Origin of the sequence: Agrobacterium tumefaciens (genome assembly GCF_005221325.1) — a bacterium.
Lineage (GTDB): Bacteria > Pseudomonadota > Alphaproteobacteria > Rhizobiales > Rhizobiaceae > Agrobacterium.
In genome coordinates this window covers 1,756,000-1,773,039 of the sequence record NZ_CP039889.1, presented here as the reverse complement: position 1 = coordinate 1,773,039, position 17,040 = coordinate 1,756,000, and the positions used below count along the sequence as shown (strand labels likewise).

15 protein-coding genes are annotated in these 17,040 nt (G+C 58.6%); 14 read left to right on the top strand and 1 reads right to left on the bottom strand.

The annotated features are described in order from the left end of the window. Positions 1-36 precede the first annotated feature (36 nt). From CFBP5499_RS23080 to CFBP5499_RS23045, 8 genes are all read left to right on the top strand, one after another. Positions 37-1,119, top strand: coding sequence for a 4-oxalomesaconate tautomerase (locus CFBP5499_RS23080; protein ID WP_175416857.1), 1,083 nt, complete (start codon positions 37-39; stop codon positions 1,117-1,119). A 45-nt stretch (positions 1,120-1,164) separates the two neighbouring features. Continuing rightward, positions 1,165-2,166, top strand: coding sequence for an ABC transporter substrate-binding protein (locus tag CFBP5499_RS23075; protein ID WP_175416856.1), 1,002 nt, complete (start codon positions 1,165-1,167; stop codon positions 2,164-2,166). 63 nt (positions 2,167-2,229) lie between these two features. Beyond that, the gene (locus CFBP5499_RS23070; RefSeq protein ID WP_371507030.1) at positions 2,230-2,997 is read left to right on the top strand and encodes an ABC transporter ATP-binding protein; all 768 of its coding nucleotides are present in this window, start codon (positions 2,230-2,232) and stop codon (positions 2,995-2,997) included. Continuing rightward, positions 2,984-3,760: an ABC transporter permease gene (locus CFBP5499_RS23065; RefSeq protein WP_080827961.1), complete on the top strand. Its 777-nt coding sequence runs from the start codon at positions 2,984-2,986 to the stop codon at positions 3,758-3,760. The genes CFBP5499_RS23070 and CFBP5499_RS23065 overlap by 14 nt, the downstream gene beginning before the upstream one ends. Positions 3,761-4,047: 287 nt before the next feature. Beyond that, entirely contained in the window at positions 4,048-5,643 is a 1,596-nt protein-coding gene (locus tag CFBP5499_RS23060) for a peptide ABC transporter substrate-binding protein (protein ID WP_080827962.1), read from the top strand. 54 nt (positions 5,644-5,697) lie between these two features. Continuing rightward, complete coding sequence (gene oppB / locus CFBP5499_RS23055) at positions 5,698-6,621, top strand: oligopeptide ABC transporter permease OppB (RefSeq protein WP_080827963.1); 924 nt, start codon at positions 5,698-5,700, stop codon at positions 6,619-6,621. Continuing rightward, positions 6,614-7,744, top strand: a complete 1,131-nt coding sequence (locus CFBP5499_RS23050; RefSeq protein ID WP_080827964.1) for an ABC transporter permease — start codon at positions 6,614-6,616, stop codon at positions 7,742-7,744. The genes oppB and CFBP5499_RS23050 overlap by 8 nt, the downstream gene beginning before the upstream one ends. A 1-nt stretch (position 7,745) precedes the next feature. Further along, the gene (locus tag CFBP5499_RS23045) at positions 7,746-9,353 is read left to right on the top strand and encodes an ABC transporter ATP-binding protein (RefSeq protein WP_175416855.1); all 1,608 of its coding nucleotides are present in this window, start codon (positions 7,746-7,748) and stop codon (positions 9,351-9,353) included. 99 nt (positions 9,354-9,452) lie between these two features. Here CFBP5499_RS23045 and CFBP5499_RS23040 read toward each other — a convergent pair whose 3' ends face one another. Then, entirely contained in the window at positions 9,453-9,977 is a 525-nt protein-coding gene (locus CFBP5499_RS23040; RefSeq protein ID WP_080827965.1) for a GNAT family N-acetyltransferase, read from the bottom strand. 226 nt (positions 9,978-10,203) lie between these two features. Here CFBP5499_RS23040 and CFBP5499_RS23035 point away from each other — a divergent pair, with 226 nt between their 5' ends. From CFBP5499_RS23035 to CFBP5499_RS23010, 6 genes are read left to right on the top strand one after another with little or no spacing between them, the layout of a single operon-like run. Then, a complete protein-coding gene (locus CFBP5499_RS23035; protein ID WP_080827966.1) occupies positions 10,204-11,262 on the top strand; it encodes a LacI family DNA-binding transcriptional regulator in 1,059 nt (352 codons plus the stop codon). Position 11,263: 1 nt separating this feature from the next. Next, a complete protein-coding gene (locus tag CFBP5499_RS23030; RefSeq protein WP_080827967.1) occupies positions 11,264-12,874 on the top strand; it encodes an FAD-dependent oxidoreductase in 1,611 nt (536 codons plus the stop codon). 29 nt (positions 12,875-12,903) lie between these two features. Next, positions 12,904-14,163, top strand: a complete 1,260-nt coding sequence (locus tag CFBP5499_RS23025) for an ABC transporter substrate-binding protein (RefSeq protein WP_080827968.1) — start codon at positions 12,904-12,906, stop codon at positions 14,161-14,163. A 54-nt stretch (positions 14,164-14,217) separates the two neighbouring features. Next, entirely contained in the window at positions 14,218-15,144 is a 927-nt protein-coding gene (locus CFBP5499_RS23020) for a carbohydrate ABC transporter permease (protein ID WP_080827969.1), read from the top strand. Then, entirely contained in the window at positions 15,134-15,976 is an 843-nt protein-coding gene (locus tag CFBP5499_RS23015; protein WP_080827970.1) for a carbohydrate ABC transporter permease, read from the top strand. Before CFBP5499_RS23020 ends, CFBP5499_RS23015 begins: the two co-directional genes overlap by 11 nt. Positions 15,977-15,991: 15 nt before the next feature. After that, positions 15,992-17,035: an ABC transporter ATP-binding protein gene (locus tag CFBP5499_RS23010; protein WP_080827971.1), complete on the top strand. Its 1,044-nt coding sequence runs from the start codon at positions 15,992-15,994 to the stop codon at positions 17,033-17,035. The last annotated feature ends 5 nt before the right edge of the window (positions 17,036-17,040 follow it).

Sequence of the window (17,040 nt, the reverse complement as noted above, 5' to 3'; positions counted from 1 at the left end):
ATTGATCCGCCAAATGCAAGATTGAGGCTCCCTTCCATGAATGATCTACTCAAGATACCCTGTGTGCTGATGCGCGGCGGAACATCGCGTGGACCGTTCTTTCTCGCCTCCGATCTTCCCCGCGATCAGGCGGCACGGGATGCGGCACTACTCTCCATCATGGGGTCCGGCCATCCGCTGCAGATCGATGGCATTGGCGGCGGCAATCCGGTCACGTCGAAAGTGGCGATCATTGGCCCTTCCACGGTCAAGGGTGCCGACATCGACTATCTTTTCGCGCAGGTCCGCACCGATAGGCAATATGTCGACTATTCGCCCAATTGCGGAAATATGCTGGCTGCCGTCGGCCCCTTCGCGATCGAGGCCGGGCTTGTGGAAGCGCAGGGCAATGACACGCTGGTGCGTATTCACAATGTGAATACCGGCAAGCTGATCGAGGCGAAGGTTCCGACACGCGGCCGCGAAGTGATCTATCTCGGCGACGCTTCGATCGACGGCGTACCGGGCCTGGCCGCACCCATCGCCCTGACATTCATGGATGCCGCAGGTGCCAAAACCGGTAAGTTGCTGCCAACAGGCAAAGCCGTCGATATGATCGATGGCGTGGCGGTAACGGCCATCGATTGCGCCATTCCGATGGTGCTCATGCGCGCCGCCGATCTTGGCGTGACCGGTTATGAGGAACCGCGGGCACTTACCGTCAACCGCGATCTTGTCGAGCGCATGAGCCACATCCGTGTCGAAGCGGGCAAGCTGATGGGCATGGGCGACGTGACGGACATGGTCATTCCAAAGCCGGTGCTCATCGCGCCAGCCCGCAGAGGCGGCACTCTTTCGGTCCGATACTTCATGCCGAATGAATGTCATCCCGCGCTTGCAACGACCGGCGCAGTCGGCATCGCAACTGCGGCCGTCACCGAAGGCTCTGTTGCCTATGAAGTGGCTGGAGGCCTCTCGGTGCCGACACTCGTCCGCATCGAACATCCTGCCGGCCGCCTCGACGTGCAGCTGGAGATGCGGGAGGGAGCAATAACCGCCGGGCTTGTGAGAACGGCGCGCAGACTTTTTGAAGGCTTTGCCTTCGCCAAGCCGATCGCTGCAATTGAAGACGCAGCTTAAATACAGCCATATTGACCCAAAACATGAAACAGGGAGGAGACCCTCATGCGTAAATACCTGCTTGCAACCGCGGCGCTCTGTGCGCTGGCAGCATCCGCGAATGCCGAATCCGTCAGGATGAGCGTAGGCTCATACAACCTCAACAATCTGCCTTTCCCCGTGGCGGCCAGCCTCGGCTTCTATAAGGACGAGGGACTTGATGTAACCACCGAGAACTTTGCCCAGGGTGGATCGAAGGTGCTTCAGGCACTTGTGGCCGGCTCCACCGACGTCGCCGTCGGCTTCTACGATCACACGATCCAGATGCAGTCGCAGAACAAGCATGTCGTGGGCTTCGTGCAGCTCGCCCGTAACTCCGGTCTGGTTCTCGCTGGCAAGAACGACACCGACTTTGATCCGGCGAAGCCCGATACGATCAAGGGCAAGAAGGTCGGCATCACCTCGCCCGGCTCCTCCTCGGACTTCTTCATTCGTTACTACATGAAGCAGCACAATCTGAGCGACAACGAAATCTCCATCATCGGCGTCGGTTCGGGTGCGGCCGCCGTTGCCGCTCTGCAGCAGGGCAAGATCGATCTGCTCGTCAACTACGACCCCGCGGCGACCATCGTCGTGGAACGTGGGCTGGGCAAGATCCTCATCGACGCCCGCAGCGATCAGGGCGCCAAGGATGTCTATGGCGGCATCTATCCGACATCAGTCCTTTATGCGACGCAGGACTATATCGATGCACATCCCGAGGTGATCCAGAAGGTCACCAATGCCACGGTTCGGGCGTTGCACTGGATGAAGCAGCATTCGGCCGAAGAAATCGTCGAAAAGCTTCCCGATGATTTCGTGTCCGGTGACAAGCAGACCTACATCAAGGCCGTCGAAGCGGCCAAGGCGATCTTCTCCGAAGATGGCAAGTTCGAGCCTGCCGATCTCGAAACGCCGCTGGCCGTTCTGAAGAGCTTCAACGATGCGGTCGCAAAGGCGACGATCGATCTCAACACCACCTATACCAACAAGTTCGTCGAGGCTGCGGCCTCGAAGGCCGCAAATTGAGAGGCCGCGATGTCTTCGCCAGCTAGAAAGCTAGAGCCCGTGACGGAACTCAAACCCCAGCCGATGGTGGCAATCGATGACGTGACCATGGCATTTGGTTCGTTCGTTGCCGTTCAAAACGTCAACCTTAGGGTTGGCGATGGAGAGTTTCTCTCCATCGTCGGCCCCACCGGATGCGGAAAATCCACCATCCTCAACGCCATCGCAGGGCTGCTGAAGCCTGCGCAAGGCAAGGTGTCAATCGACGGTACGACCGTCCAGGGCGTACAGAACACCATCGGATATCTGTTCCAGCAGGATGCGCTTCTCCCGTGGAAGACGGCGTTTCAGAATGTGGAACTCGGCCTGATGTTCCGTGGCGTTGCCGAGAATGAGCGGCGCGCCAAAGTTACGGCCTGGCTCGAAAAGGTCGGCCTCAAGGGTTTCGGAGACCGTTTTCCGCACCAGCTCTCGGGTGGGCAGCGCAAACGCGTGCAGATGGCGCAGGCGCTCATCACCGAGCCGAAGGTCATCCTGATGGACGAACCCTTCTCTGCTCTCGATATCCATACACGCCACCTGATGCAGAACGAATTGCTGCGCCTGTGGCAGGAGGACCGCCGTGCGGTGGTCATGATCACGCATGATCTGGAAGAGGCAATCGCACTCGGAGACCGCGTCGTCGTTCTCGCGGCCGGCCCGAAGAGCCGCGTCATCGAAAGCTTCCCCGTTGATCTCGAACGGCCCCGAAACGTCGCCGAAATCAAACTCGATCCCAAATTCATGACGCTCTATCGCGATATATGGGCGTCCCTGCGTGGCGAAGTGGAGAAAAGCTATGCAAGCCGTTAATGTTCGTATCATCCAGGTCACTCTCCTGGTCGTTCTTCTGGGCGGCTGGCAACTCGGCGTAAGCTCCGGTGCCATTGATCGCTTCTTCTTCCCCGCACCCCATGACATCGTCAAACAGGTGATCGACTGGGTTGCCGATGCCGGGTTTTATAAACATGTCGGCATCACGCTCAGTGAAACGGTGCTGGGCTATATCATCGGCACGGGTCTTGGCGTCGGCGCCGGCGTCTGGCTTGGCCTCAGCCCCTTCGTCGCCCGCGTGCTCGATCCGTTCATCAAGGCGGTAAACGCCATTCCGCGTGTCGTTCTGGCCCCGATCTTCGTTCTCTGGCTGGGGCTTGGCCTCTGGTCCAAGGTCGCTCTTGCGGTCACGCTCGTTTTCTTCGTCACCTTCTTCAACGCCATGCAGGGTGTGCGTGAGGTAAACCCGGTCGTGCTGTCCAATACCCGCATTCTCGGCGCCAAGCGCTCGGATCTGCTGCGTCACGTCTACTTCCCGGCTGCGGCGAGCTGGATATTGTCGTCGCTGCGCACCTCTGTCGGCTTTGCCGTGGTCGGCGCGATCATCGGCGAATATCTGGGGGCCTCCGCAGGCCTCGGCTACCTGATTGCCCGCTCCGAAGGTAACTTCGATGCGGTCGGCGTCTTCGCAGGCATCATCATCCTTGCGGTTTTCGTCCTGATCATCGACCTCATTCTCGATGTGGCCGAGAAAAAGCTCATCACCTGGCGGCCGAATGCGGGTGAAGAACGACCTGCTTAAGATTTAAATCCGGCTTCAAATCAAGCGGGGCGGCCAATCGGTCGCCCCGCTTCTTTCGTTGGTGCAGCTAGCAGGCCGTGCCACCATCCATGCCGTTTTCGCCCACGTCGTGACGATCAACGTCCCGTCGATCAGAAGTTCGGCTATTTCGAAAACAGCATCATAAAATGTACCTTCGGGGCCACTGAAGTTGTGGGTTCCGCATCAACTCACAATTTATTGTGGTTGCACTCCAGAGAAATTTGGCCTTGTTTGTGGGCTCAAAATACTCACGGGGAAAGAAAACAATGTCCATAACAACAACAGTTCGCACTACTCTGCTGCTAGGATCACTTCTGCTCGGCGCCAGTTCCGCACTCGCGGAAACAGTTCTGCATCGCGGCAATTCTGGGGAACCGCAGACGCTCGATCAGGCTCAAACTTCGATCAACATCGAAGCCTTTATCCTGAAAGACCTTTATGAAGGTCTCACCATTTATGATGCTGCAGGCAAGATCGTTCCCGGCACGGCGGAAAGCTGGACCTTGTCTGACGATGGCACCGTCTATACCTTCAAACTGCGTGCGGATGCGAAGTGGTCGGATGGCACGCCGGTGACGGCTGGAGATTTTGTGTTCTCCTACCAGCGTGTGGAAGACCCCAAGACCGCAGCAAAATATGCGAATATCCTTTACCCGATCAAGAACGCCGAAAAGATCAACAAGGGCGAAACGCCGGTTGACCAGCTTGGCGTGAAGGCCGTGGATGACAAGACGCTTGAAATCACACTCGAGCGCTCAACACCTTTCTTCCTTGAGCTTCTTGCTCACCAGACGGCACTGCCGATCTCCAAGGCGAGCTATGAAAAGAACGGCACGAACTTCGTAAAGCCGGGCGTCATGGTCTCGAACGGTGCTTACAAACTCGAAGCACATGTTCCCAATGACAGCCTGACGGTCGTCAAGAACACCGATTTCTGGGATGCATCGAACACCAAGATCGACAAGGTCATCTTTTACCCGATCGACGACCAGGCCGCCTCCGTTCGTCGTTTCGAAGCAAAGGAAATGGACCTCGCATACAACTTTTCTGCGGACCAGATCGACCGCCTGAAGAAGTCCTATGGCGAGCAGGTTCACGTTTCGCCGACGCTTGCGACCTATTATTACACCTTCGATACCCGCGAAGCGCCGTATAACGACGTCCGTGTCCGCCAGGCGCTGTCCATGGCAGTGGACCGCGATTTCCTCGCCAAGGAAATCTATAGCGGTTCCCAGGTTCCGGCCTACTCCATGGTTCCCCCGGGTATGGATTCCTACGGTGAACCGGCGAAGGCCGATTTTGCCACGCTTTCGCAGCTTGATCGTGAAGACGAAGCGCTCAAACTCATGAAGGAAGCCGGTTACGGTGAGGGCGGCAAGCCGCTTTCCGTCGAAATCCGTTACAACACCAACCCCAACCATGAACGCGTCGCGACGGCTATCGCGGATATGTGGAAGAACACTTTCGGCGCGAAGGTGTCGCTGGTGAACCTCGACGTTGCCTCGCACTATGGCTACCTTCAGGAAGGCGGCAAGTTCAACGTGGCGCGTGCCGGTTGGGTTGCCGACTACGCGGATGCGGAAAACTTCCTCGCCCTTTCGGTATCCTCCAACAAGACCTTCAACTATTCGAAGTTCAACAACGCCGAATATGACGCACTGATGCAGAAGTCCTATAACGAGAAGGACCCTGCCGCTCGCTCCAAGCTGCTGCATGAGGCAGAAACAATCCTCATGAAGGAACAGCCGGTCGCTCCGCTTCTGACACAGGCCGATCTCTGGCTGGTCTCCAACCGTGTCAAGGGTTGGGTGGACAATGCTGCCAACGAACACCTCAGCCGCTTCCTGAGCGTTTCCGAATAAGCAGCACTGGCACGGTGGCCAACACCACCGTGCCATGCCGGAGCCCGAAAAACCATGATCTCGTTTATTCTGCGCCGTTTGGCGAGCGCCGTGCCGACTTTGTTTATCGTCGTCACGATTTCGTTTTTCCTGATGCGTTTCGCGCCGGGTGGTCCGTTCAATCTTGAACGTCCCCTGCCGCCGCAGACGATGGAAAACCTGATGAGAACCTATCATCTGGATGAGCCATTATGGCGCCAGTATCTCATCTATCTCGGCAATGCCGTTACCGGCGACTTCGGTCCGAGCTACATTTACAAGGACAATACCGTCGCGCAATTGATCGGCAAAGGCCTGCCCTATTCGCTGGAACTCGGCAGCTACGCGCTTTTGCTGGCGCTGGTGGGCGGCGTTCTCGCCGGCACCCTGGCCGCGCTCCGGCAGAACAGTGCCTTCGATTTCTCGATCATGTCGATTTCAACGGTTGGCATCACCGTGCCGAACTTCGTTGTGGCGCCTGTTCTCACGCTTGTCTTCGCCGTGATACTCGGGCTTCTGCCCGCAGGCAGCTGGGGTGATGGATCGCTCAGATATCTCATTCTTCCAATGATCGCACTCGCTTTGCCGCAGCTTGCGGTTATTGCGCGTCTGACGCGTGGTGCCATGATCGAGGCTCTGCGGATGGACCACATTCGCACCGCCAAGGCTTATGGTCTTCCGGCGCGCAGCGTGGTCGTGCTGCACGCCATGCGCGCGGCCATGCTGCCCGTCGTTTCTTATCTCGCGCCCTGTGCCGCGGCTCTCCTGACGGGTTCGGCGGTCGTCGAGACGATCTTTACAATCCCGGGTGTCGGCCGCTACTTCGTTCTTGGCGCCATCAATCGCGACTACACCCTGGTGATGGGAACCGTGGTTCTCGTCGCCATTTTTGTCATCGTGTTCAATCTCCTGGTCGATATCCTCTACGGCCTGCTTGATCCGAGGGTTAGACATGACTGATATCCCCGGCACTGTTGACCATCAACCGTTGGTGAAAAGCCGAAGCCTGTTCCAGCTCGCAGCCCTGCGTTTCAGACGAAACAAGGCGGCCATGGCGGGTTCGATCATGCTCCTGCTGATCACGCTTTTCTCCTTTATCGGCCCGAATTTCCTCACCCACACCTATGATCAGGTGTTCTCGTCCTATGTCTCGGTGGCCCCAAGCCTTGAACCGCGCCCTGACGTGAACAACCTCCAGGGCGTGATGGAGGGCGTTGCCGGCCGGGCGCGCGTGGAGCTGAAGGAATTTTCCGTTGAAGGGCAGACCTTCACGGCAACCATCACCTCCAGCAGCGCAATAGACCCCCGCGCCACACGCTATTTCGACCGCGCCAACGAATTTGAAAACACCAGGGTCGTGGCCACCGAAGACGACGGCCGAACGCTGAAGCTGGAGGGCGACGTCAACCGCGAATACTTCTTCTTCGGCACGGATTCGAACGGTCGCGACATGCTGGCCCGCGTCATGCTGGGCGGGCAAATCTCGATCGCTGTCGGCATTCTGGCCAGCCTCGTTTCGCTCGGGATAGGCGTCCTTTACGGCGCAACTGCGGGGTATATCGGCGGGCGTGTCGACAATGTGATGATGCGTTTCGTCGAAATCCTCTATTCGCTGCCCTTCGTCTTTCTGGTCGTCGTTCTCGTGGTCTTCTTCGGCCGCAGCTTCATCCTGATTTTCCTGGTGATCGGTGCGGTGGAGTGGCTGGATATGGCGCGTATCGTCCGTGGCCAGACGCTTGCTCTGAAACGGCGGGAATTTGTGGGCGCGGCCCAGGCCTTGGGTTTGACCGACTGGCAGATCATCCGCCGTCACATCATTCCCAATACGATCGGGCCCGTCGTGGTATTCGTCACGGTCGTCGTGCCCAAAGTCATTCTTCTGGAAAGCTTCCTCTCCTTCCTCGGCCTTGGCGTGCAGGCGCCGCTGACGAGCTGGGGGGCGCTGATTTCCGAAGGTGCCAACAATATCCAGTCGGCCCCGTGGCTACTGATATTTCCGGCGATCTTCTTCGTGCTGACCCTGTTCTCGCTCAATTTTGTGGGCGACGGGTTGCGTGATGCACTCGATCCCAAGGATCGTTGACATGAATACGACATCTGAAACCATCCTCACCGTCCGCGACCTCAAGGTTGAATTCACCACGCCTGATGGCACGGTGAATGCCGTCAAGGGCATCGATCTTGACGTCAAACAGGGCGAAACGCTTGCCGTCGTCGGCGAATCCGGTTCCGGCAAGAGCCAGACCATGATGGGCATCATGGGGCTGCTGGCATCAAACGGCATAATTCAGGGCTCGGCAAAATATCGTGGGCGCGAGCTGATCGGTCTGCCGGTCAACGAGCTGAACGATATCCGGGGCGCGAAAATCACCATGATTTTCCAGGAGCCGATGACCTCGCTCGATCCCCTCTACCGGATCGGCGCGCAAATCGCCGAACCGATCATCCACCACAGGGGTGGCAGCAAAAGGCAAGCGCGTGCGCGCGTTCTCGAACTCCTGAAGCTTGTGGGAATTCCTGAGCCGGAGCGGCGTATAGACAGCTACCCCCATGAACTTTCCGGGGGCCAGCGCCAGCGCGTCATGATCGCCATGGCGCTCGCGAACGAGCCGGACATTCTGATTGCGGATGAGCCGACCACTGCGCTTGACGTGACGATCCAGGCGCAAATCCTCGACCTTTTGAAGTCGTTGCAGCAACGCTTCGGCATGGCCGTCGTCCTGATCACGCACGATCTCGGCGTGGTCCGCCATTTCGCCGATCGCGTCGCCGTCATGCGCCGCGGGGAGATTGTCGAGTCCGGCACAACGGAAGATATCTTCGAGCGCCCACAGGCGGACTACACCAAGATGCTTCTCGATGCGGAACCCAGCGGGCACAAGCCTGCAGTCGGCAGCGAAGCACCGGTGGTTCTCTCAGGCAAGAATGTGACGATCGACTATAAAATTCCGGGTGGGTTCCTGTCGAAGTCCAGCAAGTTCCGGGCCGTCGACAGCGTCAATGTCAACCTTCATCAGGGACAGACCATCGGCATCGTCGGTGAATCCGGATCGGGCAAGTCCACGCTCGGTCGCGCGCTTCTGCGTCTCATCGTTTCGGATGGCCGCATTTTCTTCGGCAAGACGGAGATCACCGGCCTTGACCGAAAGGCCATGCGGCCATTGCGGCGGCATTTGCAGCTCGTGTTTCAGGATCCCTATGGCTCGCTTTCGCCAAGACAGACGGTCGGTGAGATCATCACCGAAGGGCTGTTTGTGCATGAGCAACAGCTCAGCCGGGCGGAGCGGGACAAGCGAGCAATCGAAGCACTGAAAGAAGTCGGTCTCGATCCCGCTGCCCGCAATCGCTACCCTCACGAGTTTTCAGGCGGACAACGTCAGCGTATCGCAATTGCCCGTGCGATCATCCTCAAGCCTGAGGTCGTCATCCTCGACGAGCCGACATCCGCGCTGGACCGCTCCGTGCAGGGACAGGTCATCGACCTGCTGCGCGATCTGCAGAAGACGCACGGCCTTTCCTACATCTTCATCAGCCACGACCTTTCAGTCATCAAGGCCATTTCGGACTACGTCATCGTCATGAGGAACGGGAAGATCGTGGAGGAGGGAGAAACGGACGCCATATTCAACAGGCCGGCGGCTGACTATACCAAAACACTCATCAAATCGGCGTTTTCGGCGGAAGTGGCGTAATAGTTCAGCGAGCGCGCAAGATTTGTCTCAATGCCTAAAGCGACCCGGCGCTTCTGGCACGAAGCGGCCCGCATATTAGTCGGTGAAAGTGAAGAACTCTCACCGATTTTCACTGATATACAGGTGACGACTGACTACGTTTCCGCTTTCTGCGCGCCGCTTTTGATAAATTTCCAGCCTGTCATGCACTCGTTCTGCGACCTTTTGTGAGGGTATGTTTTCAGGGCTGGTAATGCTTACCACTCTACGCAAACCCAGACTACGAAATGCATAGTCGCGGCAGGCAATTGCCGCTTCGGTTGCCAAGCCCATTCCCCAGTATTCACGCCACAGGTGATAGCCGATTTCGGGCTCAAGGCCCGCCGGGGTCTCTTGCAGAGTAATCCCGCAATCACCAATGACCTCCCCCGAAACCGCATCCACGACTGCCCAGAGACCAAATCCATGCTGTGCATAGCTGTCGAACGCAAGCTTCTGAAACCAGGTGCTTATTTCTGATGGTGACTTGGTGCCTGGATAGAACTGCATGCACTCCCGATCAGCGTAAATTCTGCCCAGTGAAACGAGGTCAGCACTTTCGACTTGGCGCAGATGCAACCGTTCGGTCTTCATGACGATTGGCATAGGGACCTCATGAATTGCGGCTTCGCGGCCGGGAGTTGATCGTTACTTAAATTTAGAGCACCGCAAGCGCAAAGCAAAGGCTCGCGCCGCAGGCTGACGTTTGACGCGCGCAATGAAAATCCATTTCTCCCACCCCGCGTCAACCTCTTGACACGTTCCTGGCAATGTCGTTTATACGTATAAGCAGCTAATACGAATTAGCAGCGCATCAGAAAATGAGGTTCCGATGGTTAGGCGGTTGACGCAACGTGATATTGCGATCTTCGCGGGGGTCAGTCAGGCGACGGTTTCACTCGTACTCAACGAGGCGAAATCCGCTGAAGGCCGCATTCCGCCGGAAACGCGAGAGCGTGTGCTGAAGGCCATTCGGGACACCGGTTATGTGGCGGACCCCATCGCGCGCAGCATGGTCAAGGGTGCCAACCGGATCCTGGGTGTGTTCACCTATCAGCCGGCGTTTCCGATTGCGCAGGCCGATTTCTACACGCCTTTTCTGATGGGAATAGAGGAGGAAGCGGAGAGGTTGGGCTACGACCTTCTGCTGATGACGGCGGCGGCCCGCGACGATAACGGGCGCAAGCGTATCTTCGGGGAAACGGGGCGGCTTCGACTTGCCGACGGATGCCTGATTTTGGGCAGCCAGTTCGATCGCGATGAGTTGGCCCAACTGGTTGCCGGTGACTATCCCTATGTTGCAGTCGGTCGCCGTGACGATGCCGGCGGGCCGGTGCGTTATGTGGGCGCGGATTACGTGACAGCCACGCATGCTCTTGTGCGAGAGGCGCTTGCCGCCGGCCATCGACGCTTCGCCTTTATCGGCGCAACGGGTCCGGCGGAATCCATCAGCGACCGCTGGCGTGGTTTTCTGGCTGCAATCGAAGGTGCCGCGGAGCTGGTCTATTCCCATGAAAGTGAAAATGGCGATCCGGCCGAGCAACTGACCGCCGTTCGCGCCAGCGGAGCAAGCGTCGTTTTTTTCGCCGAAGTGGCCGAAGCCGTGGTCTTCGACAATCATGCCCGTGCACAGGGGGTGAGCGTCCCCGGCGATCTGTCCATCGTGGTGCTGGGCAGCGGCACGCGCACGCATACGCTCCGGTTGCAACGCGTCTTTACCTCCTATGCCATCCCCCGCGAAGAGATGGGCAGGCAGGCGACGTCCATGCTGGTCGAAACCCTTACCAGCCCCCCCGGCCCCGTACGGCAGATATTGCTGGGCTGTGACATCGTGGCGGGCGAAACGCTTGCTTCCCCAACTCAAGGCCCAACTCAAGGAAAGAGAACCTGACGTGAGAGAGTACAATGCAGACATTCTTGTGGTTGGCGGCGGACTTGGCGGCGTGGCCGCGGCGCTTGGAGCCCTGCGCAACGGCCGCAGCGTTATCCTGACAGAAGCATTCGAATGGATTGGCGGCCAGCTGACCAGCCAGGCCGTACCGCCCGACGAGCACAGCTGGGTCGAACAATTCGGGATCACGGCCAGCTATCGCGCCCTGCGCACGGGCGTCCGGCAATATTACCGCGACCACTATCCGCTGACGGACGTGGCCCGGGCCGATCTGACACTCAATCCCGGTGACGGCAATGTATCTCGCCTGTGCCACGAACCGCGCGTTTCGCTGGCGGTGATGGAGGCGCTGCTTGCCCCTTACGCGGCGGGCGGCAAGCTGACCATCCTCAAGCCCTATGAGCCGATCGCCGCGGAGGTCGACGGCGATACCGTGCGGGCCGTGACGCTGCGCCATTGCAACACGGGCGACCTCGTTTCCTGCTCGGCCCGCTACATCATCGACGCCACCGAATTGGGCGATCTGCTGCCGCTGACCGCAACCGACTATGTCACTGGTTTCGAAGCGCAATCCGAAACCGGCGAGCCGAGCGCACCGGCGGAAGCGCAACCGCACAATCAGCAAGCCGTCTCGATCTGTTTCGCCGTCGATCAGGTTGACGGCAATCATGTCATCGACAAGCCCGCCCGGTACGACCACTGGCGTCAGGTTGCTCCCGAATTCTGGGGCGGCCCGCTGTTGAGCTGGGACTCGCCCAATCCACGCACGCTGGAACGCAGCCGCCGATTTTTCGATCCCAACCCGGTCGACAATGCAACACGCGACGTTGCCGACCAGCGCCACAGCGCCGGTGATATGAGCCTGTGGATATTCCGCCGTATTGCCGCCCGCCACACGTTTCGGCCGGGCGCCTATACCAGCGATATCTGCCTCGTGAACTGGCCGATGATCGATTATTTCGAGGCGCCGATCATCGACGTTACCCCCGAACAATATGCCGAGCGGCTGGCGGATGCGGCAAGCCTGTCCTATTCGATGTTCTACTGGATGCAGACCGAGGCACCTCGCCCGGATGGTGGCCAGGGTTTCCCGGGTCTGCGCCTGCGTGGCGACATTACCGGCACGGAACATGGCCTGGCCATGGCGCCCTATATCCGTGAAAGCCGTCGCATTCGTGCCCTGACCACGGTGGTCGAACAGGATTTGTCGCTTGCGGTGCGCGGCGATCGCGGCGCGGTGCATTACCGCGACAGCATCGGTGTCGGCATGTACCGCATCGATCTGCATCCCTCGACGGGCGGCGATAACTATATCGATGTCGGCGCCTGCCCTTTCGAAATTCCGCTGGGTGCCCTTATTCCCCGCCACAAAACGAACCTGCTGGCGGCATCCAAGAATATCGGCACCACGCATATTACCAATGGTTGTTACAGGCTGCACCCGGTCGAATGGAACATCGGCGAAGTGGCCGGCATGCTGGCCGCCTATTGCCTCGACAAGGACGAGACCCCGCATGGCGTGCATGCCGATGAAAAGCGGCTGGCGGAGTTCCATACACACATCGAACGCCAAGGGGTGGAGCGCCATTGGCCTGATATTCGCGGCTACTAGCCAAAACGTATAATCTGGGAGGATTATTCATGCGCAGGACTATAGTCAAAATTGCATTGACCGGTTTTCTGGTCACGTCAGGGCTGGTTTCGCCGGCTTTGTCGCAGGAATTGCGGATGGCCATCTGGAGCGCCAACGAAGCCCATCTGGCCCTGTTCAACGAGATTGCCGATGAGTTCGAGGCCAGCCATCCCGGCGTCAAGATCAACTACGATTCACTTGCATACGAAGGCTATGCCACCACCCTGACCACCCAGATCGCCGGCGGCAATCCCCCCGATCTGGCCTGGCTGTTCGACACGACCGCGCCTGACTTCATGGCGGCCGGGGCGCTTTATCCCCTCACCGAAACCTTTGCCAATACGCAAGGTTACGACATGGGCGACTTCCCTCCGGCAACCCTCACCGCCTGGTCGTATGAAGGAACACAATATCTCTACCCGTTCTCGACATCACCCTTCGGCGTCTTCGTCAACAACGACATGATCCGGGCGGCAGGCGCAAAGACGCCCGCCGAGATGATCGCTGCCGGCGACTGGAACTGGGACAATGCCATTGCGACGGCCGCGAAAGTCGCGGCCACCGGCAAACAGGGATTGATCATTCGTGATTTTGAATACAAGGCCTGGGAGAACCTTGCCGAAGTCTATACCGGCTGGAATGCCTATCCCTGGTCGAAGGATACCAAATCCTGTGCTTTTGCCAGCCCGGAGATGGTTGATGCCATGCGCTTCATCCACGATGCGATCTTCGTGGAGAAAGCCATGCCGGGACCGGGTGTTTCGGCCGATTTTTTTGCCGGGGATGCGGCGATGACGACCACCCAGATCAGCCGCGCGGCGCTGCTGCCGAAAGGCGACAAGGCTTTCGACTGGGATCTCGTGCCGTTGCCTACAGGACCTGCGGGTGACTATGCCGTTACAGGTCGGGCAGGCATCGGCGTCATGGCCAGCGGGAAAAACCCTAAACTGGCGGCAGAATTCCTGGCATTTTTCTCCTCCAAGCCTAATGTAGCCAAACTCGCGCGGTTTTTCCCGCCGGCACGGCAGAGCTTGCTTACCGCCGATGTACTCGCGGCCGCCAATCCATTACTGTCGCGTAAACAGATAGAGGCCGTGGTCATTCGCGGCGTCGCCACCGGTCAATCGACGCAGCAGGTCCGCAATTTTGCCCGGCTGCAACAGACTGTTCGCGCCAGCCTCGACGGTCTCTGGAGACCAGATGCCGATGTCGCGGCTGTCCTGAAAGCGCTTTGCAGCCGTTTGGACCCATTGCTGGCGGCGAATTGACGCTTCGTAGCCATCCGATTTTCCGCCGATGCGAAAGACAGAAGGAAGAAAGCCATGGCGCTTGCCCTCCAAACATCGCAAACACAGGCTCGGCGTAGCTTCTGGACCATGGCGCGCCGTGATGCCGCCACCGGTTATCTGTTCATAGCGCCGCAACTCATCGGTATCGTTGTCTTTGTGCTCGTGCCGCTGGTGCTGGTCTTCTGGTATTCACTGCATGAGTGGAACGTGCTGGCGGGATCGTTCCGGTTCACCGGCACCGCCAACTACCAGAAGCTGCTCAGCGACCCGGCCATGGGCGAAGTGCTGGCCGTGACCGCCGTGTTCTCGGCCGGGCTTGCCCTGCTCAATATGAGCCTGGCGCTGGGACTTGCGTTGCTCCTGAACCAGAAGCTCGCCTTCATGACCCTGTTCCGCACGCTGTTCTTTTCGCCTGTGGTGGTGTCGCTGGTCGCCTGGACAATCGTATGGAGCTTCTTGCTGCAGAACAATGGCGGCATCAACGGCCTCCTGCAAATGATCGGCATCGAAGGTCCCAACTGGTTGCGTCACCCCACGACGGCGATGATCTCGGTCATCGTCGTGCAGGCGCTCAAGAATCTCGGTCTCAACATGATCCTGTTTCTTGCCGCACTACAGGGTGTGCCGCGTGAACTGTTCGAGGCTGCGCGCGTCGATGGTGTGCCGCGCTTCAAGCAGTTCTATCGCATCACCCTGCCGATGATCAGCCCAACGATCCTCTTGGCCTCCATCGTCACCATCGTCGGTGCGTTGCAAGTCTTTGCGCAGATCATGATCCTGACCCAGGGCGGGCCGGGCTTTTCCACGACGGTTCTCGTTTATTACCTCTATCAGCAAGCCTTCCAGTTCTACCTCTTCGGATATGGCTCGACACTCTCCATCGTCCTGCTGGTCATTGTCGGCGCGCTCACCTTCATCCAATGGCACTTGCGCAGAAAGTTCGTATTCTATGAAAACTGAACTCAGCCCACGCGCGCAGGCGCTGATCTACTTCATACTCTGCGTGCTGCTTGTCCCCTTCGTCTTTCCGACCTGGTGGATGGTAACGTCGTCGGTCAAACCGGTCAGCCAGATATTTGCCTTTCCGCCGGATATCTGGCCACGCGCCTTCGATTTTTCGTCCTATTCCGAGGTCTTCAAAATACAGCCCTTCGCGTTGCAATACTGGAACTCCGCCTATATCGCCGCAATCGTCACCGTCGGCACCATGGCTGTGGCTTCAATGGCGGGATATGCCTTTGCGCGTATCCGGTTTCCCTTCGCCAACGCCATCTTCATGGTGGTGCTGGTGGGATTGCTGATCCCGTCCGAAGTGACGCTGGTTCCTTTGTTCCGGATGTTTCTCAAATGGGGCATGATCAACACACACTGGCCGCTGATCCTGGTGCCGATCTTCGGCGCGCCGGCGGTATTCGCCACCTTCATCATGCGCCAGTTCTTCATCTCCTTACCCGTCGAACTGGAGGAAGCTGCTCGGGTCGATGGGCTCGGCCGGTTCAAGATATTCTGGACCATCGCCCTGCCGCTTGCCCGTCCGGCACTGGCTGCCGTTGCGATCTTCACATTTCTCGGCAGCTGGAACCTCTATCTCGAACCCATCGTCTTCCTCTCCAGCCCCGACAAGTTCACACTGCCCCAGGCACTGACCCAATTTACCGACGCCTATGGCGGGCCGATGTGGAACATCCAGCTTGCCGCCGCAACGATGACCGCCATCCCCGTACTCATCGTCTTCATCGTCGCGCAGAAACAATTCGTCGAAGGCCTCGCCCATACCGGCCTCAAAGGCTAACCGAAAGGCTGACCCATGGCACCCGTTACCCTTAGATCCGTCAAGAAAAGCTATGGCGCATTCGCCACCATCCATGGTGTCGATATCGATATTGCCGATGGCGAATTCGTTGTCCTCGTCGGCCCTTCGGGCTGTGGCAAATCCACTTTGTTGCGGATGATCGCAGGCCTTGAAACCGTGACCAGCGGCGATATCTCGATCAGCGGCCGTGTCGTCAACGAGATCGAGCCAAAAGACCGCGACATCGCCATGGTCTTTCAAAACTATGCGCTTTATCCGCATATGAGCGTGGCCAGAAACATGGCTTTTTCGCTTGAGCATCGCGGCGGCAGCAAGGCCGAGATCACTGAGCGGGTGAACTGGGCGGCAGACATATTGGGGCTGACGCCACTGCTCGAACGGTTCCCCCGCCAGCTTTCCGGCGGGCAACGGCAACGCGTCGCCATGGGTCGAGCGATCGTCCGCAATCCGCAGGTTTTTCTGTTCGATGAACCGCTCAGTAATCTCGATGCCAAGCTGCGCGTCGTGATGCGTGGTGAAATCAAGGGGTTGCACCAGCGTCTGGGCGTCACCACCGTTTATGTTACGCATGACCAGGTGGAAGCCATGACCATGGCCGACAAGATCGTGGTGATGAATGCCGGACGGGTCGAGCAGTGCGGGGCGCCGCTCGAGCTCTATGACCGGCCGGCCAATCCGTTTGTCGCCGGCTTCATCGGTTCGCCGGCGATGAACTTCATCGAGGGACGACTCACCGCCAATGGCTTCGAGGCTGACGGCGTCGTCCTGCCCCTGCCCCCTGGCCCCGTCTCGGGCGATGCGATATACGGCATCCGCCCGGAACATTTCGAACTGGCCAACCATGGCCTCACCGCGACCGTTTTGCTGGTCGAGCCAATGGGGTCGGAAACGCAGGTGACGATGATGCTCGGCCGTCACAAGGTCATCGGTATTTTCCGCGAGCGTGTACAGGCGCAGCCGGGCGCGACGATCCAGGTTCAGCCCGATCTGGCATCGATCCACCTGTTCGATGCCAGAACCAGTCAACGCCTCAACTAGCGGAC